We start from the raw sequence: 23,492 nt of genomic DNA on the forward strand, positions 1-23,492 counted from the left end.
AAATATTGAAAGATTCGATATGGGCGGGTTCTCAGCTTTGTCAAATATTTCTCCGCACGCTTGGAAAAGATGCGGATCATATAAAGAAGCCGGTGATTGTATGAACACAGGTGCTGTTATGCGTATCGATGCTGAGGGCGTTATTTCGGTGCGGCCCTCGGCAGGTGCGCGGGCGGCCATTGAAAGCGTGTTACGGCCGGCGCATTCGTCCATCAAAATTTCATTGCTCTGCGGCGGTCATGCCATCGGCTCGTGTTTCGGTGATTGGAACAGCCGGGAGCAGATGCTGAAGCTTTGGTTGGACAAGGGGCGGATTCAGCAAGCCATTATGCAGCATGGTGTGATTGAGTTGAGAATGGAAGATTTGTTCCACCTCGGTATGTTTAATAATGAAAATTTTGAGTGCTAGGGTGTCCGGACAATTCGATTTACGGGTGCTTTTTGCCCCTGAAAACGCATCTGCTGCGTTAAAAAGCCTCGCAAGATAGCCAATCTTGCTGCGTTTTTTGCCTGGCATCTGCATTTTCAGGAACAAAAATCCCCTCATAAACAACACATCAGGACACCCTAGTGCCCATTCGTTCTGAAGTTGCTGAAGGATTTTCGGGTGAGTCATATTTTCTACAAGGTATGCGGCCAAGCCTGCCAGTTTCATATCTGTTCCAGCAAATCAAAAACCGACCAGAAGGTCGGTTTTTGATTCAGATTTAAGGGTTAGGCGGTCCAGTCTTGCAACTTCTGTTCAATGGTTGGATGTAATAACGCCGTTTGCATAGCATCCAATGTGCGGATAGCGTGCTTGTCGGCCACTGCCAACAGCCACTTCCTCGTTTTCGGATTGTCCCAGCGGACACACCATAGGTTACAGCTGTGGGCGGCCAGTTTAACTGCCCGTTCAGTGTGCCCGTGCTTCAATGCCAGCCGTAGTGCGAGTTTGTTGCGGTTGAAGTAACCCGCTAGTTTGTCACGCGTTTCTTCACGTGACTCCTGGTTCGCAGCCAGAGGGAGAATGGTAACGGGGATTGTGTGTAGGATATTCATACAGCATAGTCTTCGTCTGATAAACTGATACAATTATATTCAAATTCCCGCCGGTCGTCTTCGATTTGCGCCATCAACCATTTCTCCGCCAAGTTGTAGACTGCTTGCGGGTCTGCATCTACATAGAGAGAGTTTTAAAGAGGGGAATTTTGCTCCCGAAAAGGCAAATGCCGGGGGCAAAAAAATATCTGTAAAGTGCATGGCCGGAATGCCTCGGGGCATTTATCTTGGCGCTTGTGTCGGCTGCAACTGATGCTGTTGTTGCGGCATAAAAATCAAGGCCGTCTGAAAGATTTTTCAGACGGCCTTGATTTTGAAGGCATATTGATTGGGGCTCATTAATCAGTATCTATATCAATATGCTTATTTGCTGCATTGCCCCGGTGCGGCCATTTTTAGTTTTGCCACGGCCGCCCTGCCTTTTTGTTCGGAAACCTGCTCCAAATTGGCGCCGCCGACAAATACCCCCAGTTTGATGTATTGGCGGATAAAGTAATTTTTGCCCGGCTCAGTAGTTATCAATAATGGGTTGGGCGAAAATTCTGATTCGGTAGAAATTTTCTGTTCGCCGCTGGGCACTTCAGTGAAGAAAAACACATGAGGGGCAGATTCACCCAAGCATTCGCCGTTGACCCAGATGTCTTTTTTAAGCGTACTGCCAAAAGAACTGTCGCGGTACACATAAAGACCGGATAGATTTCCTTTGGGGGTATCGAATGATTTGGCTTGTGCCATCTCTTCGGCAGGCACCAGATTCACAGAAGCGCAGCCGCTCACCATGATCGATAAGGCCACGATTACCGGTAATGTTTGTTTTAAAATCAGCATGACTTTTTCAATGTAATTTAAAGTTAGGTATGTTTTTGTTAAGAATGCTGATTTTAATTGAAAACAAGAATCGAAGCAACTTGAGGTGCGCGTTAATCGAACAGGCTGAGGCCGTCTGAAAAGGCAACCCTGAGTTTGAGCTGTGCCTCCGACGGATGCCTTGGCCGGAAAATAACGGTATGCAGGCCTTTGCTTTCAGACGGCCTGTTGGTTTGCCAGCATCACCATCAATTGCTGCAACTCCTGCGGCAGCGGTGCCGAAAGTTTCAGTGGCTCATCGGTGAGCGGGTGGTTTAAATGCAGCTCGGCAGCGTGCAGAAACATGCGTTTGAGGCCGATTTTTTGCAGCCGTTTGTTGGCCTGATAGTCGCCATAACGCTCGTCGCCGGCAATCGGACAGGCTTGTGATTGCAGGTGTACGCGGATTTGGTGGGTGCGGCCGGTTTTGAGCGTGGCCTCGATGTAAGTCAGATCCGACAAGCCGATTTGATGTAATACACTGCCAGAATAGCGGCCGAGCACACGGAAAATAGTGTGCGCCGATTGGCCGTTTTCACTCACGCGCACCATTTTTTCGCCTTGTGCGCCGGTGTATTTGAACAACGGCAGTTTCACATGGATTTTATCCTGCAAAAGCTTGCCCACGCCTAGGGCGAGATAGATTTTTTTCGGGTGGTCGTTGCGGATGGCTTCGTGTAGCTTCACCAAGGCGCTGCGTTTTTTAGCAATCATCAATAAGCCACTGGTGTCTTTGTCGAGCCGGTGCACCAATTCCAGATAACGCGCTTCGGGGCGGGCGCGGCGGATTTGTTCGATAACGCCGAAGCTCACCCCGCTGCCGCCGTGCACGGCCACGCCGGCCGGTTTGTTGATGACCAGCAGGGCATCGTCTTCATACACGATATCGAATAGGCGCGCCGGCGCGGCGGCCTGCATTTCAGACGGCCTTTGCTTTGCTGCGGTGCGGATGGGCGGAATACGCAGCAAATCGCCCCCGGCAATGCGGTCGGTGGGCTTGCAGCGCTTTTTGTTGAGCCGCACTTCACCGGCGCGGATAATGCGCTGGATATGGCTTTTAGGCACGCCTTTGAGCGTTTTGATGAGGAAGTTGTCGAGCCGCTGGCCGGCATCTTCTTCGGCGACGGTTAAATGATTGACCAAGTCTTTGCTAATTGTCGGCATTTTCTCTATAATCTGTTAACTGTTTCAATAAAAGCGGACGTGCCGGCAAGCGCTTGAGCGCGGCCGTTTGAAACAGCGGCAGCCTGATGATTGCGGCTGCCATATTGCGAACTGAAATATTTTATATTAAAAACGCACTCATAGGGCTGCGGATATTCGGAATCATCAATATTCCGCCGCCTTCCAAAGCATTTCCTTTGTTTGCCGCCAAGCCAGGCAGGCAAAGCAGTAGTTAAGTTTGACCTTTTCCGGCAGGTGCCTGCCCGTGCATAAGACGCCCAGGCGCAGCTTCGGGCAGTGCGGCCGCCGGACGCAATGATGAAGACGGCTCAGATTTCCGGCGGTGCGCACTTATCCGACCCTTGCGCACACGCTGCGGTGATGTCGGCATTCTGTACGGCAGGCTGCCGCACCTGATGCCGCTGCCGGGCAGCACGGGCCATCCGGCCCGCAGCAGCCCCGGAGCTTTTGAACCATTTGTGAATCATCATCTTTTTTGCGCTGAAAGCACATCTGCCGCGTTAAAGAGCCTCGCAAGATGTCTGATCTTGCTGCGTTTTTTGCCCGGCATCTGCGCTTTTACCACAAAAAATCTGAATCGTTCCGAATGGCCGCAAAGCCCTATACGGCGGCACACCGCATGTTCTTTACTCCCTTCTCGTTCGAATAATGCCCCACACGCCGTTCAGACGGCCTGACCATTGGCGGCTTAACAAGTGTCGAATACTGATTACATGCCTCGTGAGTGCAATAACGAGGTTGTTTAAATGAAACGTATGTTATTTAATGCTACGCAGGCCGAAGAGCTGCGCGTGGCGATTGTGGATGGCCAAAACCTTTTAGATTTGGACATCGAAACGCTGGGCAAAGAACAGCGTAAAGGCAATATCTACAAGGGTGTGATTACCCGTATCGAGCCGTCGTTGGAAGCGTGTTTCGTAGATTACGGAACCGACCGACACGGCTTTTTGCCGTTTAAAGAAGTATCACGCGCCTATTTTCAAGATTATGACGGCGGCCGCGCGCGCATCCAAGATGTGCTCAAAGAGGGTATGCAAGTCATCGTGCAGGTGGAAAAAGACGAGCGCGGCAATAAAGGCGCGGCGCTCACCACCTTTGTCAGCCTGGCCGGCCGCTATTTGGTGCTGATGCCGAATAATCCGCGCGGCGGCGGCGTGTCGCGCCGCATCGAAGGCGAAGAGCGCCAAGAGCTGAAAGCGGCAATGGCCGAATTGGAAGTGCCGCGCGGCATGAGCCTGATTGCCCGTACCGCCGGCATCGGCCGCAGCGTGGAAGAGCTGCAATGGGATTTCAACTACCTGCAACAATTGTGGCAGGCCATCGAAGAGGCTGGTAAGGCACACCACGAGCCCTATTTGCTGTTTATGGAAAGCTCGCTGTTAATCCGCGCCATCCGCGATTATTTCCGCTCTGATATCGGCGAAATTCTGGTTGATAATCAAGAGGTTTACGAGCAGGTGTCCGAGTTTATGAGCTATGTGATGCCCAACAACGTAGGCCGTCTGAAACTTTATGAAGACCACACACCGCTGTTTTCCCGTTTTCAAATCGAGCATCAAATCGAGAGCGCCTTTTCACGCAGCGTCAGCCTGCCCTCCGGTGGTGCCATCGTTATCGACCATACCGAAGCGCTGGTGTCGGTAGATGTCAACTCCGCCCGCGCCACCCGCGGTGCCGACATTGAAGACACCGCCTTCAAAACCAATATGGAAGCCGCCGAAGAAGTGGCGCGCCAAATGCGCCTGCGCGATCTTGGCGGCTTGGTGGTTATCGACTTCATCGATATGGAAAACACCAAGCACCAGCGCGATGTGGAAAACACCTTGCGCGATGCCCTCAAAAAAGACCGCGCACGCGTGCAGATGGGCAAACTTTCCCGCTTCGGCCTGCTTGAGCTGAGCCGCCAGCGCCTGAAGCCCGCCTTGGGCGAAAGCAGCCATGTGGCTTGCCCGCGCTGTGCCGGCACCGGCGTCATCCGCGGCATCGAGTCGACTGCGCTGCACGTGTTGCGCATCATTCAAGAAGAAGCCATGAAAGACAACACCGGCGAAGTGCACGCACAAGTGCCGGTGGATGTGGCCACGTTTCTGCTGAATGAAAAACGCGCCGAGCTGTTTGGCTTGGAAGAGCGTTTGGATGTATCGGTATTCCTGATTCCGAATATCCATTTGGAAAATCCGCATTACGAAATCAGCCGCGTGCGCAATGATGATGTGGACGAAGATGCCGCGCCGAGCTATCAGCGTGTCAACAAACCCGAAGCAGCCGAAGATACCCTGTTTGGCGGCGCCGAAAAAGCTAAAGCCGCCCGCCCGGAGCCGGCTGTGAAAGGGGTGAAGCACACCCAGCCGGCACCGACGGTGAGCGAAGCGCCGGCCGCGGCTGCTTCGTGGTGGGACAACATCAAAGTCTGGTTCAGCAAGCTGTTTGGCAGCCACGCCGAGCCCGAAAAAACCGCCGAGGCCGAAAAGCCCGCGCGCAATAAAGAAAACGGCCAACGCAACAATGCCCGCCGCAATCAAAACCGCCGTCAGAACACCCGCCGCAACAGCAGCAAACGTCAGGACAATGAGGGCGGCCAGCAGGCTGAAGCCACGGAAAGCAAAAAAACCGAGAGCAGCGATAACCGTAACGGCGGCGGCAATAACAGCAACCGCAATCCAAACCAAAATCGCCGCAATCAAAATGATAACGGCAACAGCAACCGTGAGCGCAACAACCGCCAAAACGGTCAAAACAGCGAGCGCCGCAATGACAAGGCCGATGCGGAAGCCGTAGAAAAACGCAATCATCCGCAAAGCGAACAGCAAAACCGCCGCCGCAACAACCGTAACCCGCACAGCCCGGAAGCGCCTGCGGAAGCTCCGGCCGTTGCTTTAGCCGCCGTGCCGGCAGTAGAGCCTGTGGCAAACGAAGAGCCGCTGGTGGTGCGCGTGGGTGTGGATCACGAAAGTGAAGGCGAAAGCAAAAACAACCGCCGCCGCAGCAATAGCGAGCGCAATCGCAACCAGCGTGACCGCAACCGCAACAACAAAAAGCGCAATATCCCTTCCGCCGAAAAAATCGAGCATTATCTGATGATCGAAGAGGTTGGCGATAAAGTGCGCAATGCCGTTGCACATGTGTTCGGCGAAAGCGAAGAAGCGCCGGTAGCCGTGGCTGTGGCCGCACCGCTGTCGGAGCCGGAACACGAAGTTGTTCAAATTCCCGCTACCGGCGAGGTGCAGGAAGCGGTATTGTTCGGCATTGAAGATGACGTGGAGACGGAAGGCAAGATAGCGCAGGCAACTGATGCGCAAGCAGAGCAGATGATGGTTGACAGCGCTGCCGGTAAAGTGCGCGAAGCCGTTGCGCAATTCATTGCTGCCGATACGCCTGAAGCGCTTGCCGATGCCGCCGCGCACGATGAAGTTGGCACGGCTGAAAATGCCGAAGGGCCGGTGTTGGAGGTTGAAGCCACAGCGGCGGAAAGCCCGGCTGCGGAAGTATATGGCAGCCCGGATTTGGGCAGTTTGGTGCAGGTGCAAACCCGTGCCGAAGCCGTTGCCGAGGCCGCTAACCGTATCCAACCCGAACCGGCCGCGGGCTTGCGCCGTGCCGATTTGCCGAAAGTAGTTGAAACCGATGCGGCAGATGAGCCGATGGTGCAGGTGGAAACCCGCCGATAAATCGGTTTTCTGTGGTTAAAAGCCCGGTTGTGTGAGCAGCCGGGCTTTTTGCGATATGTGAATGGGCTTGATTTGCCAGATGGTGGCAAATCCCTTACAGTAAGGCCGTCTGAATAGATGACGGAAAACTGTTATGCATTCTCAAACCATTCTCGATTTCTGGTTTGCCGAAGAAACCCGCCCGCATTGGTTTGCCAAAAGCAATACCTTCGACCGCCTGATTGAAACGCGCTTCGGCGAAGTATTGAAACAGGCCGCCGCAGGCGGGTTGGCGCATTGGCGCACCACGCCGGAAGGGCGGCTGGCGGAAATCATTGTGCTCGACCAGTTTTCTCGCAATGTGTACCGCGACACGCCGCAAGCGTTTGCTCAAGACGGGATGGCGCTGGTGTTGGCACAAGAGGCGGTAGCGCAGCCGGGGTTTGCCAACATGCCCGCCGCGCAGCGCAAATTTGTGTTGATGCCGTATATGCATTCGGAGTCGGCGCAAATCCATGCGCAGGCCGAGCCTTTGTTTGCCGCGCTGGATGACCCGCTGACGCAGGATTTTGAAAACCGCCATCGGGCGATTATCGAGCGCTTCGGCCGCTATCCGCACCGCAATGCCATACTCGGCCGCACCGATTCGGCGGAGGAAGCGGCATTTTTGCAGCAAGAAGATTCATCGTTTTAAACCGGAGGGTGATTTGGCCGTCTGAACCGTCTCGGGTTCTATGATACAAAACGAATCTTAGATAGTTGATTTTATTTGTAAAGTGTTGGATTCGAGTGAGCTGTTTTGAATCGCTTGTACAGTAAAACTCAGATCAATGTATCACCGGGAGACAAATTACGAGGGTGTAATACCCATTTACAAAAGTAAGCTAACGGCGGCGAGCCGACGGCAGTACACGCGTACGGCAAGGCGGGTCAACGCCGTTAGCTTATTTGTGTGAATGGGTATGAATGATATTTTCAGACGGCCTTCGGTATGGCTTGCCCAAGCCGTCAATAAGCATCAAGCGGCATGGCCAACAGCGCTTCGCCGCCGTGGTGTACCTGTTCGGCAAAGGTGTTGACCTGGGGCAGCACATAAGCGAAATACACTTTGGCGGTGTGTTGTTGCGCTTGGTAAAACGCTTCGCCCAACGGCGCTTGCGCTTTGCCCGCCAGCGCATCGGCAGCGGCAAGGTAGGCGCGGGCTTCGGCAATGGCGCCGAGGGTGCAGCCCATTTGTTGCAGGTAGGCGTTGGAAGCGGCAGCGGCCAATGCGGGCTGCCCGGACATTTGCGCAACAATGTCGGCCACGCTGCGTTCGGCCAGAATGATGGCCTGTTGCAGGGCATCGGCCAGCGCGGGTTGGGATTGGGCAAGCTGTGCAGCCACGGTTTTGCCGGCTTCCAGCATCGCCAGCGGCACCGCGCCGCCGTTGGCTGCGGTTTTGCGGCCGATTAAATCTAATGCCTGCACGCCGTTGGTGCCTTCATAAATCGGGGTGATGCGGACATCACGCATGTATTGCGCCACGCCGGTTTCTTCTACATAGCCCATGCCGCCGTAAACCTGTATGGCCAGATTGGTGAGCACCACGCCGTTGTCGGTGCACCAGGCTTTCACAATCGGAATCAGATAATCCAGCGTTTGCGCGGCCTGCTTGCGGGCAAGCGGGTCTTCCAGCCCGTGCGCCTTATCGATGGCGGCGGCGGCCTGCATATACAGTGCGCGTTGGGCGGCAAGGGTGGCTTTTTGCACCAGCAGCATGCGGCGTACGTCGGGGTGGTGGATGATGGTGGCCGGGGCGTGGTTTTCGCTGCCCAATTCGCGGCTTTGTACACGCTCTTTGGCATAGGCAAGCGCATTCTGATAGGCGCGTTCGGCCACGGCATGGCCTTCGATGCCCACGCCGAGGCGGGCGTGGTTCATCATGGTAAACATATAGGCCAGCCCTTTGCCGGCTTCGCCGACCAGATAGCCTTCGGCTTCTTCAAACTGCATCACGCAAGTGGGGCTGGCGTGAATACCGAGCTTGTGTTCCAGCCCGACCACATGGGCGGCATTGCGCCCGCCGAGGCTGCCGTCGGCATTCACCAGATATTTCGGCACGATAAACAGCGAAATGCCTTTGACTCCGGGTGCGGCATCGGGCAGACGCGCCAGCACGAGGTGAACGATGTTTTCGGTGATTTCCTGCTCGCCCCAAGTGATGAATACTTTTTGGCCGCTGACGGCATAGGCGCCGTTATCTTTCGGCACCGCTTTGGCGGCCACCTGCCCCAAATCGGTGCCGGCCTGCGGTTCGGTCAGATTCATGGTGCCGCTCCACACACCCTGGCTCATTTTGGGCAGATAAGCCTGCTTCTGCTCGTCAGAGGCATGATTGAAAATCGCTTCAATCGCGCCCAATGTGAGCATGGGCAGCAGCGAAAAGGCCAGATTGGCGGCGCACCACATTTCTTCGCAGGCAGCGGCCACCACCGCCGGCAGGCCTTGACCGTCGTATTCGGCCGGTGCGCGCAAGCCTGCCCAGCCGGCATCGCAATATTCATGATAAGCGCCGGCCAAATCGGGGTGGCTTTCCACTTTGCCGCCGATGAGTTTGGCACCGTTTAAATCGCCGGTGCGGTTGGTGGGTGCGAGCACTTGTTCGGCAAAGCGCGCGGCCTCTTCGAGCACTGCATCCACGGTGTCGGTATCGAGGCCGTCTGAAGCGGGTAAAGCCAAAACTTCGTCTAATTTGCCGTGCACGTGCAGAGCAAAACGCAATTCGTTGACCGGGGCTTGGTAATTCATGGTTTCTCCAATATCAATAAGCTTGTTGTTGTGGTGTGTGCTTACTTTAGCGGCAATCACGCCGCTTGCAAAGGCCGTCTGAAAGCCTTTTTTGGAGCAAAGCGCCTAATCTTTGCGCAGCGGCAAGAAAAGCGTGATGTTGTGTGGTGTTGCGGCACATCTTCCTGTCGAATGATAAACGGGTATCCAGCCTTTCAGACGGCCTCATTGGGATGACAAACCCCGCACATCCCGCTATGCTTGCATCTTTGTCTTTTCAAGCTGCAAACCCCTATGAACATTACCCGAATCATCGCTCAAGAATTAAACGCCACCGCCGCCCAAATCACTGCCGCTGTCGAGCTGCTCGATGACGGCGCCACCGTGCCTTTTATCGCCCGTTACCGCAAAGAAGCCACCGGCGGGCTCGACGACACCCAGTTGCGCACGCTGGCCGAGCGGCTGCAATACCTGCGTGAGCTGGTCGAGCGTAAAGCCACCGTGCTCAAATCGATTGAAGAACAAGGCAAGCTTACCGATGAATTGAAAGCGCAAATTGAAGCGGCCGACAACAAAACCACGCTCGAAGATTTATACCTGCCCTACAAACCCAAGCGCCGCACCAAAGCCCAAATCGCCCGTGAAAACGGTTTGCAGCCCTTGGCAGAATTATTGCTCAACACGCCGTCTGAAAGCCCCGAAGCCGCCGCAGAAAGCTATCTCAACGAGCAAGTGCCCGACACCAAAGCCGCATTAGACGGCGCCCGTGCGATTTTGATGGAACAATTTGCCGAAGATGCCGAACTGATTGGCCGGTTGCGCGAAAAATTGTGGCACGAAGCCGAGATTCACGCCCAAGTGATTGCCGGGCAGGAAACAGCAGGCGAAAAATTCAAAGACTATTTCGACCACCGCGAGCCCGTGCGCAGCATGCCCAGTCACCGCGCCTTGGCCGTTTTGCGCGGCCGCAACGAAAACATTCTTCAGACGGCCTTAAAATACCAGCCCGATGAAACGCCGATTACCGAACAAAGCGAATACGAACAACTCATCGCCAAACAATTCAATATTGAAGACCAAGGCCGCGCCGCCGACAAATGGCTGCGCGACAGCGTGCGCTTGGCATGGCGTGCCAAAATCTTCCTGTCGCTGGAATTGGATGCCTTCAACCGTCTCAAAGAAGCCGCCGACAACGATGCGATTACCGTGTTTGCCCGCAATCTCAAAGATTTGCTGCTGGCCGCCCCCGCCGGCCGCCTGACCACCCTCGGCCTCGATCCCGGCTACCGCAACGGCGTAAAATGCGCCGTGGTAGACGACACCGGCAAGCTGCTCGACACCGTGATTGTGTATTTGCATCAGGAAAACAATATGCTGGCCACCTTGGCCAACCTGATTAAAAAGCACAAGGTCAAACTGATTGCCATCGGCAACGGCACCGCCAGCCGCGAAACCGACAAACTCGCCGGCGAATTGGTGCAAGGGCTGCCCGAGATGAAGCTGCACAAAATCGTGGTGAGCGAAGCCGGCGCATCCATCTATTCCGCCTCCGAGCTGGCCGCCAAAGAATTTCCCGAGCTGGATGTCTCCTTGCGCGGCGCCGTTTCCATCGCCCGCCGCCTGCAAGACCCGTTGGCCGAGCTGGTGAAAATCGATCCCAAATCCATCGGCGTCGGCCAATATCAGCACGATGTCAACCAAAGCCAGCTCGCCAAATCGCTGGATGCCGTGGTGGAAGATTGTGTGAACGCCGTGGGCGTAGATGTTAACACCGCCTCCGCGCCGCTGTTGGCGCGCATTTCCGGCCTCAACCAAACCTTGGCGCACAACATCGTGCAATACCGAGATGAAAACGGCGCTTTCCCGAGCCGCAAAGCCCTGCTCAAAGTGCCGCGTCTGGGCGACAAAACCTACGAGCAGGCCGCCGGTTTTTTGCGCATCAACGGCGGCAAAGAGCCGCTCGATGCCAGCGCCGTCCACCCCGAAGCCTACCCCGTGGTTGCCAAAATGCTCGCCGACAGTCAAATCTGCGCCGCCGAGCTGATCGGCAACCGCGATAAAATCAAACAAATCAAACCTGCGCAATACACCAACGAGCAATTCGGCCTGCCCACCATTCTCGATATTTTGAGCGAACTCGAAAAACCCGGCCGCGACCCGCGCGGCGAGTTTCAGACGGCCACCTTCGCCGAAGGCATAAACGAAATCAAAGACCTGCAAATCGGCATGATATTGGAAGGCGTGGTCAGCAACGTGGCCAACTTCGGCGCCTTCGTCGACATCGGCGTGCATCAGGATGGCTTGGTGCATATCTCCACCTTATCCGACAAATTCGTACAAGACCCGCGCGAAGTGGTGAAAGCCGGCGACGTGGTGAAAGTAAAAGTGATGGAAGTTGATGCCGTGAGAAAACGGATTGCGCTGAGCATGCGGCTGGATGACAAACCCGGCCAAGCAGTCAAACACGACAGGCCGTCTGAACGTTCAACAGGCGCACGCCGCGATAACCGCAGCAATACACGCAGCCAGCAACGTGAAAAAGCACCGAATAATTCGGCGATGGCAGATGCATTTGCGAAGTTGAAAAGGTAGGGAATTGATGATGTAAAAATGGGAAACGGCGCACCGGAGTGCGCCGTTTAATTTTTTGGATTTAGTCACAAGGACATCACCTTGTTAACGGAAATAATCCAATCTCTTTTAAAGTACGGTCTAATTATATTAGATTAAACACGTTACTACAAGTTTCTTGTTTGGTGTATATTTACCCAAATAGTTATTTTGAATCATAAGGGAGATGTGGGTTATGAATTACCGTCTGGGTTTTGATTTGGGTTATACATCATTGGGTTGGGCTTGCATTTTGCTGGATAATGATGATCAACCATGTGAGGTACACGATTTCGGTGCGCGTATTTTCCCGTCCGGGCGGGATGCTAAAAGCAAACAACCTACATCAGTAGAGCGCCGTAAGAAAAGGGGCGCGCGCCGCAATCGTGACCGTTATTTGGCAAGGCGGTCGCGTTTGCTCGCCCAAATGATAGCGTTTGGTTTGCAACCTGAAAATCAATCAGAGCGGCGTGAGTTGGCCAAGCAAGAGCCGTTGGCGTTGCGGGCAAAAGGTATCAGCGAGCAATTAACGCCGTTTGAGCTGGGACGGGCGTTGTTCCATTTAAATCAGCGGCGAGGTTTTCAATCGAATCGAATTGCTAAACGACAAGGTGGGGAAGATGAAGCTGGTTTGAAAAAAGGCATTCATGCATTGGAAGGCCGTCTGCAAGAGAGCCGGCAGACTCTAGGCCAATATCTGTATGCCCGATTGGAAAAAAACCTTAATACCCGCTTGAGTAAGGAAGAGACTGATGAACGCTGGACTTCGCGCCAAATGTATCGGGATGAGTTTGAACGCTTGATGAAAACACAACAGATTTATCATCCGACATTGCTGGCGGATGACGTGGTTGCTGCTTTACGCGAGACTATTTTCTATCAACGTCCGCTCAAGATAAAAGAAGCCGGATTTTGCGCATTGTTGGACGGGAAAAGGCGGGCCCGCTTGGCGTATCCGCAAATGCAGCGGTTTCGCATTTATCAGGAAGTTAATAATCTGGATACGGTAAAAGAAACAGCGGATACACCGGAAATTACACCGGAAATGCGACAGCAGTTGGTTCAATATCTGTGTGAAGATTTTTCCAAGTTGCGAAAAGACGGCGTATTAAGTTGGCATGCTATTCAAAAGATTATCGGCATTAAAGGTGTGAAATTCAATTTGGATGCCTTGGGACGTGGCGGACTGCAAGCGGACACTACCTCCCGGGCTATGATGACGGCGGCTCCTGATTGGTGGCCGACTTTGGATGATACGCAACAACGGGATGTTGTAGATGCTGTGATGAGCGCACAAACCGATACCGATCTGCAGCAACGGCTTAAGGTGAAATTTGATGCACTTCCGGAAAGAATTTCTGCGGCATTGGCAAAAGTCAGTTTGCCTGAAGGTTATGGCCGTATATCGATTGATGCGGCTGAATTACTGTTGCCGCCTTTGAGCGAAGGCAAGGTTTATAGTGATGCCTGCCGGTCAGTGGGTATCAATCACAGTGATGATTATGATGGTCTGCTTTATACTCAAGGCGATCTGCCTTTTTATGGTGAGGTATTACAAAAACATGTTGTAGGCGGCATCAGGACAGCACAATATCGTGAAAAGCCTGAAGTTTATTACGGGAAAATCAATAATCCGACCGTGCATATGGCATTAAATCAATTCCGGCGGGTGCTGAATGAGCTGGTTCAACAATATGGCTGCGCTCCGAAGGAAATTCATTTGGAGCTGGCGCGTGAAACGGCGCTTTCAGCTAAAGATTTGGCCAAATTGAATCAAGAGCATAGTAATAATCGAAGAAACAATGAAAAAATCAATGAGATCCTGCGGAAATTGAATGTTGCTGAATCTTATGATAATCGAATGAAGTACCGTCTGTGGGAAGATTTGGATAATGATCCCAGTGGCCGTTGTTGTCCGCTGAGCGGTAAGGTTATCAGCTTGGATTTGCTGTTTTCATCACAAATTGAAGTGGAGCACATTATTCCTTTCTCGCGCAGCTTTGATGATTCACGCAACAATAAAATGGTTTGTTTCAAGTTGGACAATGTTTTGAAAGGAGATGACACTCCTTATGAGGCATTCGGACAGTCGGATAAGTGGCCTGATATTTTGGCACGTGCCAAAAAAATGTCACCTGATGTGCACAAAGGCGGTAAAAATGCCAGCGGGTTTCGTGTAAACAAATTTTGGCGTTTTCTGCCTGATGCAATGGAACAATTGCAAGGTGATGCTGAAAGTTTTTTGGCACGGCAATTGAACGATACCAAATATATGACACGTGTGGCACGGCGTTATGCCGAATATGTTGCCGGTAAAAACCATGTTTTGGCGATTAAAGGCAAATTTACTGCTGATTTACGTCATCACTGGGGGCTGGACGAATTAACCGGCAATTTAGTGGAAGGCCGTTTTCAAAAAGACCGCAGTAATCATCACCATCACGCTATTGATGCAATTGTGATTGCCTTGAGTAGCCCAAGCATGATTCAAAAATTAGCGCAAGCCAATAAGCGTGCATACAAGCAGGAGGCAGATAAGATGGATTTGGACGTACCATTACCGTTTCCTGATTTTTCGGTAGCGGAGATCAAAGCACGTTTGCAGACCTTGGTGATTTCGCATAAGCAGAATCATAAAAGCCCGGAGCAGGCGCGAGCGCATGGCGGCAGTATCGGCCAGTTGCATGAAGACACCAATTATGGGCACATTCATGACAATATTTATGCGACTCGAAAGGATTTGCTGGCTGATAAATTCTCTAGCCGGAAAGATATTGATGAAATTGCCAGTCGAACAATCCGTGAAGCAGTGATGGCACTGTTTGAACCTTATGCTGATGAAAAAGGCAAGCTGAAAGACAGCAATAAGACGGCATACCATCAGGGTTTGGAAGCATTTAAACAGCAATATGGTGTGAAAAAAGTGCGCATTCACCAAGCCAAGAACGGACTCATTCCCATTTGTGATTCAGATGGCCATGCTTACCGTTATGTAATAGGCGGTAATAATTTTTGTGCAGAAATTTGGATGCCAACTAAAGGTAAAAAAGCAGGGAAGTGGCAGTGTGAAATTATCCGCAATTTTGATATCAACCAGAAAAACTTCCTGCCCAAGTGGCGGCAGGAAAATCCAACTGCTATGAAAATTATGCGTTTACAAATTAATGATATGGTTGCTTTGGATCGAGATGGCAAGCGGGTCATTTGCAGGGTGCAGAAAATGAATGTGAGGGGGCAGGTTATTTTACGGCATCACAATGACAGTGAAACAAAAGACAGTACGGGGATTTCCACTTCAGCCGGAACACTGCAATCCCAAAATGCCCGTAAACTGTTTGTTTCCCCAAGTGGGAGAGTATATGACCCCGGCCGGGCAAAGCAGCCCAAACAGAAAGGCTAGCTATGTCTGTTGTGGAAATCAGCGAACAAAGTGTTTATTTGCATACTGAGAGAGGCTTCCTGCTGTTAGCAAAAGGACAGCAGGAAGTTTCCAGAATTGATTTGGACCACATCACAGCCATTATCGCTAAAGCTCATGGGCTGACTTACTCTCACAATCTTTTAGTCAAACTGTCAGAGCGGAATATTCCTTTGGTGTTAACCGACAGCAGTTTTATGCCGGTCAGCATTATACAGCCAGTGGCTGTCCATCATGCACCAGTGCCAGTGTTGGCTGCACAAATAGCAGCCACAAACGGTCAAAATAATCTTTTGTGGCAGAAAATTATTCAGGCAAAAATCAAAATGCAGGCGGCTGTATTGAATGAAATCGGTCTGCCCGATCATGATTTACTTGATCTGAGGGCAAAGGTTTCATCGGGTGACCGTAGCAATGTAGAAGCTCAAGCTGCGAGAAAATACTGGGTTTTATTGTTTGGCCAAGCTTTTCGCCGTCATCAATATGGCGAACAGCCAAATAGCTTGCTAAATTACGGCTATACAATACTTCGCAGCACTCTGGCACGAGAAATTTGTGCCGCCGGCCTGCACCCTGCGATAGGCATACATCATAAACACCGGCACAATGCTTTTTGCCTTGCTGATGATTTAATTGAGCCATTCCGTCCTTTAGTTGATTACACTGTCTATCAGCTTGTGCAGAATGGGCATGAAGATTTGTGTGCACACAGCAAGAAAATCTTGGTAGATGTATTAGAACGGCTATTAAGGGTCGATACGCGCTGGCAAACGGTTGCCAATAGTATGCAAATACTGTCGCAGAGCTTGGCAAAAAGTTATTTGAACAATAACCAAGCTTTGAAATTACCTAAATCTATGCTAAAGCGTTTTATATAGCGCTTTACAAATTTTAATTGTTTGCTTATGAAACATTCAGGATACCGAACAATGTGGCTTGTTGTGATGTTTGATTTGCCTACGCTGGATGAGGCAGACCGCCAGAGAGCGAACCGGTTTAGAAATTTCTTGAAAGACAACGGCTTTCAAATGTCGCAATTGTCAGTTTATTTCAAATATATTGGTGTTCGTGAAAATTCGCCTAAAATCATTAAGTTGATCGAAGACAATACACCTGTTGGGAAAGTGAGCATTCTGTTTTTTACTGATAAACAGTTTGCCGATATTATTTGTATTCACAATAACCAAATTGAGAGGATGCCGGATAAACCCGATCAGCTTTTATTGTTTTGATATTTTTGAGATAAAGAAAAAGCGATAACTATCTGTAATGTTGATAGTTTATCGCTTCTATTGTACTTTAAAAGAGATTGGCTTAGAACCGCAACTGGAATGCCTAGCATACCAATAGCCGCCAAATTGTACTTTAAAAGAGATTGGCTTAGAACCGCAACTTATGCTAGAATCTATGCTTTCCCACCCTCATTGTACTTTAAAAGAGATTGGCTTAGAACCGCAACATCCCCCTGCTGGGGATATTTTCAATTAATATTGTACTTTAAAAGAGATTGGCTTAGAACCGCAACAGGCGGATGTTTGATAGCGTTCGGGCTGGTATTGTACTTTAAAAGAGATTGGCTTAGAACCGCAACCCAGCCTGGTTATCACACCGAAAGAAACCAATTGTACTTTAAAAGAGATTGGCTTAGAACCGCAACAGGGACGATGGTAGACGTGTTGAACTCTGCATTGTACTTTAAAAGAGATTGGCTTAGAACCGCAACGAACGGGGTGACGTGATGAATGCGCGCCAGATTGTACTTTAAAAGAGATTGGCTTAGAACCGCAACTTCTGGTTTTCCTTCTTGATTTGTGTATGGATTGTACTTTAAAAGAGATTGGCTTAGAACCGCAACTGAGGGGGCAGGCGCATGACATTCGCACCAATTGTACTTTAAAAGAGATTGGCTTAGAACCGCAACTGAGTAATTTTACTTAACCCTACTGTTCAGATTGTACTTTAAAAGAGATTGGCTTAGAACCGCAACCATACGCCCGTTGATGCATCATAGCCACGTATTGTACTTTAAAAGAGATTGGCTTAGAACCGCAACTATATGTAAACATTAATGCCCATACTATATATTGTACTTTAAAAGAGATTGGCTTAGAACCGCAACTACTGTCAGTAAGCGACTGGTAGTTGAGGAATTGTACTTTAAAAGAGATTGGCTTAGAACCGCAACCTCGGAGGTAGCTTAAAAAACCATTGGAGCATTGTACTTTAAAAGAGATTGGCTTAGAACCGCAACCTCGGAGGTAGCTTAAAAAACCATTGGAGCATTGTACTTTAAAAGAGATTGGCTTAGAACCGCAACAAACGGCTCTGTTCTTATAGTTGATGAAGCATTGTACTTTAAAAGAGATTGGCTTAGAACCGCAACTTCGAAGAACGGGAAAAACCCAAAGCCGAAATTGTACTTTAAAAGAGATTGGCTTAGAACCGCAACGGTATCGGTAGTATTCACACCAATAAGCTTATTGTACTTTAAAAGAGATTGGCTTAGAACCGCAACTACAAAACCAACATGCCTAAACACGTTGGTATTGTACTTTAAAAGAGATTGGCTTAGAACCGCAACTAAATGCCCCTAAAAGAACAAAAGCATTGCATTGTACTTTAAAAGAGATTGGCTTAGAACCGCAACGTTGCTTCATAATAAGTACCAATGGTATGAATTGTACTTTAAAAGAGATTGGCTTAGAACCGCAACCTCAGCCTCAGGCGACAAGTGCAAGGTGATATTGTACTTTAAAAGAGATTGGCTTAGAACCGCAACGCTGTTCTTCACCGGAAGACATTAAGCCCAATTGTACTTTAAAAGAGATTGGCTTAGAACCGCAACACCTCTAGACATATTCAGCACAACAGGCGTATTGTACTTTAAAAGAGATTGGCTTAGAACCGCAACCAATGACTGGTTTTACCGCAAGCACAGGGCATTGTACTTTAAAAGAGATTGGCTTAGAACCGCAACGATGGTTCAGTAACAACAACAGTCATTCCCATTGTACTTTAAAAGAGATTGGCTTAGAACCGCAACCATCGGGTGACCCAATACCTTCTTATCTCCATTGTACTTTAAAAGAGATTGGCTTAGAACCGCAACTAAGCGCAAATGTACCTGCTGCCACCCCGCATTGTACTTTAAAAGAGATTGGCTTAGAACCGCAACTATATTTTACCGATACCTGTTTCCAGCCAAATTGTACTTTAAAAGAGATTGGCTTAGAACCGCAACAATTCAGGGCAAGGGCGGCATTGGTAAATCATTGTACTTTAAAAGAGATTGGCTTAGAACCGCAACTAATTTAATGGAGAGTGTCCGTTTCGCCGTATTGTACTTTAAAAGAGATTGGCTTAGAACCGCAACGGTGTTGTTATGAAGGACAACACAATAGCCATTGTACTTTAAAAGAGATTGGCTTAGAACCGCAACTGCTTATGCGCGCATGTCGCTGGCTCAAGAATTGTACTTTAAAAGAGATTGGCTTAGAACCGCAACCAAGCGCAATGAAACATGGTGGTACTCGTTATTGTACTTTAAAAGAGATTGGCTTAGAACCGCAACAGATAACCGACAATATCGAAGCTGGGAAATATTGTACTTTAAAAGAGATTGGCTTAGAACCGCAACATCTTGTTTGTTCTGGTTTGCCGTCTTGATATTGTACTTTAAAAGAGATTGGCTTAGAACCGCAACCTCTAATAGTTCGTGGAGATGAAATGGCCCATTGTACTTTAAAAGAGATTGGCTTAGAACCGCAACAAGACAAACCAACTGCTGTTCTGCAACCTAATTGTACTTTAAAAGAGATTGGCTTAGAACCGCAACTGTGACGGCTACCGGGTGGCTGCGGTCTTTATTGTACTTTAAAAGAGATTAGCTTAGAACCGCAACCGTACTGGTGCGCTACAGCTATTGCATGAGATTGTACTTTAAAAGAGATTGGCTTAGAACCGCAACATATGCTTGCGCGCTTCCGCGAGCCATGCATTGTACTTTAAAAGAGATTGGCTTAGAACCGCAACTGTGACGGCTACCGGGTGGCTGCGGTCTTTATTGTACTTTAAAAGAGATTGGCTTAGAACCGCAACTTTCCGTTCCTGCGTTTCCGGATAAATCCGATTGTACTTTAAAAGAGATTGGCTTAGAACCGCAACCTATGACCGTGCGTTCAACGCGGCCTTGGCATTGTACTTTAAAAGAGATTGGCTTAGAACCGCAACTTTATCCCACTCCGTTATCATTTTCGGGCAATTGTACTTTAAAAGAGATTGGCTTAGAACCGCAACTACACACCCTTATCATCCCAAGCAGTGGCGATTGTACTTTAAAAGAGATCGGCTTAGAACGGCAACAAGATGCGCTGGTGGGCGGTACTATGAAGGTTATAATTCAGAAAGTTTGATTAGATTTAAAGTAATATGCCTTCGGAAAATAATATTTATAGATTCGGCAACTTTCATTCTAAATATTCCTTGTGAATTTTATTTTCAAAAAATTTTTTATTTAAAAGATACGGTTGCTTCATTTTCTTTTCTTTTCTATAAAATAACGCGGATATAGCTATGGCTGATTTTCCCACCGAAACCCACCCCTTACTTCCATTCACTCCGCCCAATGCCAAGCTGTTGATGCTTGGCTCGTTTCCACCGCCGCGTGTGCGTTGGAAGATGGATTTTTATTATCCGAATTTCCAAAACGATATGTGGCGGATTTTCGGGCTGGTGTTTTTTGATGACAAAGATTATTTTGTCGAGGCGGGCGGTAAGGCGTTTAAGGAGCGGCTTATTCGGGATTTTCTCAACGAAAAAGGCATTGCCATCAGCGATACGGCATATAAAATCAAGCGCTTGCAAGGCAATGCGGCGGATAAATTTTTGCAGATTGTCGAGCCGGTGGATTTGGCGGCTTTGCTGGCACAGATGCCGCGTTGCAATACGCTGATGACTACGGGCGAGTTGGCGACGGATACTTTGTTGCAATTGATGCCGTCTGAAACGGTGAAGCCTGCGATTGGCGCTTTCAGTAAAGCGCAGTTTGCGGGGCGGTGTTTGAGGCTGTATCGGTTGCCGTCGTCGTCGCGGGCGTATCCGTTGGCGTTGGCGAAAAAGGCTGAGGCGTATGCGGGTTTTTTTCGGGAAATCGGTTTGCTTGAGGCCGTCTGAAGGTTGGGTATGCCCAATAAAAACGCACCATGTTGATTGCATGGTGCGTTTTTATTGGGTTGTTTGATGCGGTTATATCCATTTACAAAAGTAAGCGAACAAGGCGGCGAGCCAACGCGGTTAGGTTATTCGTGTGCAAGGGTATTATTTGGCAACCCAATCGCCTTTAATCGGGCGGGCGAAGTAGGCAAGTACGGCAATCATACACACTTCAATCGATACCGACCAATAAACGTGGCCGAGAATTTCGCTCCACAATTCGGCGGCGTTGAGGTTCCACAGCCAGCCGGTGGCGCCGTCGGCATAGGCGGGGTTGCGGAAGCCGAGCATCGGAATCAGCAGGCCGTGCATCACGATGGTGATGACCAGACCGTAAAAAGCGCCGTACCACAGGCGGATTTTCGGCCAGTAAACCGAACCGGCCACGTAAACAAAGGCAAATACGAAGCTGAACAGCCAATGGTATAAAGTCACCGCGCCGGGTACGGTTACGCCTTGGTAAACGTAATCGAGCGAGTGGGAATTAAAGCCGAGCCAGCCGAGCCAGGCATCGATGTTGGCGCCCGGCGGCGAAATTTCGCCGGGCATGCGCGGCGGCATGTTGACTTCGGAGCCCCATTTGACTAAGGAGCTGAAAAAACCGCCGATCAGGGTGGTCCAGATAATGATTTTGCAGTTGATTTGGCGGGCGGAGGCGGGGGGCTTGAGTGTGCTCATCAGATGGTTTCCTGTTGGGTTTTGTAAATTTGGTGTCGCCATTATTGGGTGGTTTATGCGTTTAGACTTTGATATAAATCAAGTTTCAAAATAAATTGTAATATTATTACAATTCGGGAGTGGTGAAAATAATTTTACTGATTTGATATTTAATGATTTTTATCGACAAGCCAATTGTCATGATGATGGTTGCGTTAACATTTATTTGCTTATGGTGTTAAATCAGGTGCGGCTCAAATAAAAGGCCGTCTGAAACGTTGGGGCGTTTCAGACGGCCTGAGGCTTATTCACAGCAATAAGCGAACTGCATTTGGTTTCAACTGAGATTTTGCTAGGGTGTCCGGACAATTCAGAATGATTCAGATTTTTTGTGATAAAAGTGCTGATGCCAGGCAAAAAAACGCAGCAAGATTGGGCATCTTGCGAGGCTTTTTAACGCAGCAGCTGCACTTTCAGGGGCAAAATACACCCATAAATCGACACATCAGGACACCCTAGGGTGTCCTGACCATTCAGAATGATTCAGATTTTTTGTGATAAAAATGCAGATGCCAGGCAAAAAAACGCAGCAAGATTGGACATCTTGCGAGGATTTTTAACGCAGCAGCTGCACTTTCAGGGGGCAAAATACACCCATAAATCGACACATCAGGACACCCTAAGGGTTCGCTTTGTCGGAACAGCTGTTAAAAGCGGTGGTGCAGGCCGAGTTGGGCGGCGGTTTGTTGGATTTTGCCGGTGTTGCCGTTGTTGAGACGGGTTTTGCTGCCTACGCGCACATGCGCCATGGAGAGGCGGGCGGAAGTGCGTTTGCTGAAGCGGTAGTCGCCGCCGAGAATGATTTGGTCGAATTTGTCGACCAGCAAATCGCCGCTGTTGACGCCTTTGGCCGCCCAGCCGTGGGCATAGGTAATTTGCGGTTTGATGTTGCCGAAGCGGTAGGTGGCGGTAACGGCGGCGTCGGTTACTTTAACGGCTTCGCTTTTGTCTTCGCGGATAGAGGCGCCGTTATAGCTGTTGAAGCCGTTGGTGAAATAGCCGATATAGCTGTTGCCGGTTTCATAGCCTTTAGCATGCTGTGCGCCTACGCCGATAAAGAGGTTATTGGCATCATAGCCTGCCAGCAGGCGGCCTACGTGGCTGTCTTTGTAGGCGCCGTTGCTGTTTTGATAGCGGTTTTTGCGCATATTGTAGCCGAGTTGCACAAAATAGCCTGCGTTGCTGTAGTTGAGGCCGGCATCGTATTGGGTTTGTTCGGGCTGGCGGTGGGTGCGGCGGTCGGCCGGGTTTTGATTGTCGCGCGGGGAAACTTGAATGTTGGCGTCGAAGCCGGCAATTTTGGGGGTGTCGTAGCGGATGGAGGCTTTGCGGTTGCCGGTGCGGGTGAATACGCCGAGGCCGAGGGCGTTGTTGCTGTACATCCACGGGTCGATATTGTCCATCCAGTTGAGCTGGTTGCTGATGTTGCCGGCGCGGAGTTTGCCGAATTTGCCTTCAAGGCCGACAAAGCTGTCGCGGGTGGCCCAGCCTTCGCGGGCGTTGATAACTGAAATGCGTTGCTCCACCTGCCAAACAGCTTTTAAATCATCGCTGATTTTTTCGCTGCCTTTAAAGCCGAAGCGTGAGGTGTTGTCAACGATTTCGGTGGCCACGGCGCTTTTTTCGCTGCCGTTGCTACCGCTGATTTTGACTTGGCCGGCGGCGATGCCGGATTTGATTTGGCCGTACATTTTCACTTCGGCGGCCGCCAGCGCGGGCAGGGCGGTGAAGGCGAGGACCAGATATTGTTTCATTTGAAATTCCCTTGGAGCGGTTGTCAGAAACCTTGGATGCGGCTGCCGGTTTTGCTTGGTGTGATGGGCAGGCCTGGCCGTGGTTGCTTGAGTGTTAAAGTGATAAGGTGCGCACAAGTACACCGTGAAAAAAGGTAATGATAAATATTTATTTGTAAAAACTCAATGAATATTCATTTTTGAAGCCGTACAAAATACTTTTTCAGCGTGGAAGCGTGCAATCGCGCCGTCGTTTTGCGGTTGGGGAGACAGTTTTGCCAAAGCCTTATTCTGATGCTTTGGGCGGTTATTGTT

At 50.2% G+C, this 23,492-nt stretch carries 13 protein-coding genes and 1 CRISPR repeat array; of the genes, 7 read left to right on the forward strand and 6 right to left on the reverse strand.

The window, feature by feature from the left end:
* Nucleotides 1-220: 220 nt before the first annotated feature.
* From LVJ83_RS01855 to LVJ83_RS01865, 3 genes are all read right to left on the reverse strand, one after another.
* Complete coding sequence (locus tag LVJ83_RS01855; protein WP_244785760.1) at nucleotides 221-655, reverse strand: hypothetical protein; 435 nt, start codon at nucleotides 653-655, stop codon at nucleotides 221-223.
* Nucleotides 656-1,404: 749 nt separating this feature from the next.
* A complete protein-coding gene (locus tag LVJ83_RS01860) occupies nucleotides 1,405-1,869 on the reverse strand; it encodes a DUF2846 domain-containing protein (protein ID WP_244785763.1) in 465 nt (154 codons plus the stop codon).
* Between the two features lie 195 nt (nucleotides 1,870-2,064).
* Entirely contained in the window at nucleotides 2,065-3,051 is a 987-nt protein-coding gene (locus tag LVJ83_RS01865) for an RluA family pseudouridine synthase (protein WP_244785765.1), read from the reverse strand.
* A gap of 767 nt (nucleotides 3,052-3,818) precedes the next feature.
* Here LVJ83_RS01865 and LVJ83_RS01870 point away from each other — a divergent pair.
* Entirely contained in the window at nucleotides 3,819-6,740 is a 2,922-nt protein-coding gene (locus LVJ83_RS01870; RefSeq protein WP_244785767.1) for an Rne/Rng family ribonuclease, read from the forward strand.
* Nucleotides 6,741-6,873: 133 nt separating this feature from the next.
* Nucleotides 6,874-7,413 carry a DUF924 family protein gene (locus LVJ83_RS01875; protein ID WP_244785769.1) on the forward strand — a complete coding sequence of 180 codons (540 nt, stop codon included), beginning with the start codon at nucleotides 6,874-6,876 and terminating at the stop codon, nucleotides 7,411-7,413.
* A gap of 314 nt (nucleotides 7,414-7,727) precedes the next feature.
* Here LVJ83_RS01875 and LVJ83_RS01880 read toward each other — a convergent pair whose 3' ends face one another.
* Complete coding sequence (locus LVJ83_RS01880; protein WP_244785771.1) at nucleotides 7,728-9,509, reverse strand: acyl-CoA dehydrogenase family protein; 1,782 nt, start codon at nucleotides 9,507-9,509, stop codon at nucleotides 7,728-7,730.
* Between the two features lie 273 nt (nucleotides 9,510-9,782).
* Here LVJ83_RS01880 and LVJ83_RS01885 point away from each other — a divergent pair, with 273 nt between their 5' ends.
* The 5 genes from LVJ83_RS01885 (at nucleotide 9,783) to LVJ83_RS01905 (ending at nucleotide 20,688) form a co-directional block, all read left to right on the forward strand.
* Nucleotides 9,783-12,080 (forward strand): Tex family protein, encoded by a 2,298-nt coding sequence (locus tag LVJ83_RS01885; RefSeq protein ID WP_244785773.1) that lies wholly within the window; start codon nucleotides 9,783-9,785, stop codon nucleotides 12,078-12,080.
* 214 nt (nucleotides 12,081-12,294) lie between these two features.
* Nucleotides 12,295-15,498: a type II CRISPR RNA-guided endonuclease Cas9 gene (gene cas9 / locus LVJ83_RS01890; RefSeq protein WP_244785775.1), complete on the forward strand. Its 3,204-nt coding sequence runs from the start codon at nucleotides 12,295-12,297 to the stop codon at nucleotides 15,496-15,498.
* A 2-nt stretch (nucleotides 15,499-15,500) separates the two neighbouring features.
* A complete protein-coding gene (gene cas1, locus LVJ83_RS01895; protein ID WP_244785777.1) occupies nucleotides 15,501-16,394 on the forward strand; it encodes a type II CRISPR-associated endonuclease Cas1 in 894 nt (297 codons plus the stop codon).
* Between the two features lie 51 nt (nucleotides 16,395-16,445).
* Nucleotides 16,446-16,748 carry a CRISPR-associated endonuclease Cas2 gene (cas2, locus tag LVJ83_RS01900; protein WP_244785779.1) on the forward strand — a complete coding sequence of 101 codons (303 nt, stop codon included), beginning with the start codon at nucleotides 16,446-16,448 and terminating at the stop codon, nucleotides 16,746-16,748.
* 59 nt (nucleotides 16,749-16,807) lie between these two features.
* A CRISPR array of direct repeats spans nucleotides 16,808-19,878; the repeat unit is 36 nt; unit sequence ATTGTACTTTAAAAGAGATTGGCTTAGAACCGCAAC.
* Nucleotides 19,879-20,088: 210 nt separating this feature from the next.
* The gene (locus LVJ83_RS01905; protein ID WP_244785781.1) at nucleotides 20,089-20,688 is read left to right on the forward strand and encodes a uracil-DNA glycosylase family protein; all 600 of its coding nucleotides are present in this window, start codon (nucleotides 20,089-20,091) and stop codon (nucleotides 20,686-20,688) included.
* 144 nt (nucleotides 20,689-20,832) lie between these two features.
* On the opposite strand, the gene LVJ83_RS01910 is transcribed toward LVJ83_RS01905, so the two are convergent.
* Entirely contained in the window at nucleotides 20,833-21,405 is a 573-nt protein-coding gene (locus LVJ83_RS01910; RefSeq protein WP_244785783.1) for a YagU family protein, read from the reverse strand.
* Between the two features lie 686 nt (nucleotides 21,406-22,091).
* Nucleotides 22,092-23,198, reverse strand: coding sequence for a porin (locus tag LVJ83_RS01915; RefSeq protein WP_244785785.1), 1,107 nt, complete (start codon nucleotides 23,196-23,198; stop codon nucleotides 22,092-22,094).
* Nucleotides 23,199-23,492 lie beyond the last annotated feature (294 nt).

This window comes from Uruburuella testudinis (genome assembly GCF_022870865.1).
Lineage (GTDB): Bacteria > Pseudomonadota > Gammaproteobacteria > Burkholderiales > Neisseriaceae > Neisseria > Neisseria testudinis.

Bases quoted from the DNA above. Each gene is read 5' to 3' on its own strand.
- LVJ83_RS01855 (WP_244785760.1), bottom strand. From the start codon at position 655: ATGAAACTGGCAGGCTTGGCCGCATACCTTGTAGAAAATATGACTCAC.
- LVJ83_RS01860 (WP_244785763.1), bottom strand. From the start codon at position 1,869: ATGCTGATTTTAAAACAAACATTACCGGTAATCGTGGCCTTATCGATC.
- LVJ83_RS01865 (WP_244785765.1), bottom strand. From the start codon at position 3,051: ATGCCGACAATTAGCAAAGACTTGGTCAATCATTTAACCGTCGCCGAA.
- LVJ83_RS01870 (WP_244785767.1), top strand. From the start codon at position 3,819: ATGAAACGTATGTTATTTAATGCTACGCAGGCCGAAGAGCTGCGCGTG.
- LVJ83_RS01875 (WP_244785769.1), top strand. From the start codon at position 6,874: ATGCATTCTCAAACCATTCTCGATTTCTGGTTTGCCGAAGAAACCCGC.
- LVJ83_RS01880 (WP_244785771.1), bottom strand. From the start codon at position 9,509: ATGAATTACCAAGCCCCGGTCAACGAATTGCGTTTTGCTCTGCACGTG.
- LVJ83_RS01885 (WP_244785773.1), top strand. From the start codon at position 9,783: ATGAACATTACCCGAATCATCGCTCAAGAATTAAACGCCACCGCCGCC.
- cas9 (WP_244785775.1), top strand. From the start codon at position 12,295: ATGAATTACCGTCTGGGTTTTGATTTGGGTTATACATCATTGGGTTGG.
- cas1 (WP_244785777.1), top strand. From the start codon at position 15,501: ATGTCTGTTGTGGAAATCAGCGAACAAAGTGTTTATTTGCATACTGAG.
- cas2 (WP_244785779.1), top strand. From the start codon at position 16,446: ATGTGGCTTGTTGTGATGTTTGATTTGCCTACGCTGGATGAGGCAGAC.
- LVJ83_RS01905 (WP_244785781.1), top strand. From the start codon at position 20,089: ATGGCTGATTTTCCCACCGAAACCCACCCCTTACTTCCATTCACTCCG.
- LVJ83_RS01910 (WP_244785783.1), bottom strand. From the start codon at position 21,405: ATGAGCACACTCAAGCCCCCCGCCTCCGCCCGCCAAATCAACTGCAAA.
- LVJ83_RS01915 (WP_244785785.1), bottom strand. From the start codon at position 23,198: ATGAAACAATATCTGGTCCTCGCCTTCACCGCCCTGCCCGCGCTGGCG.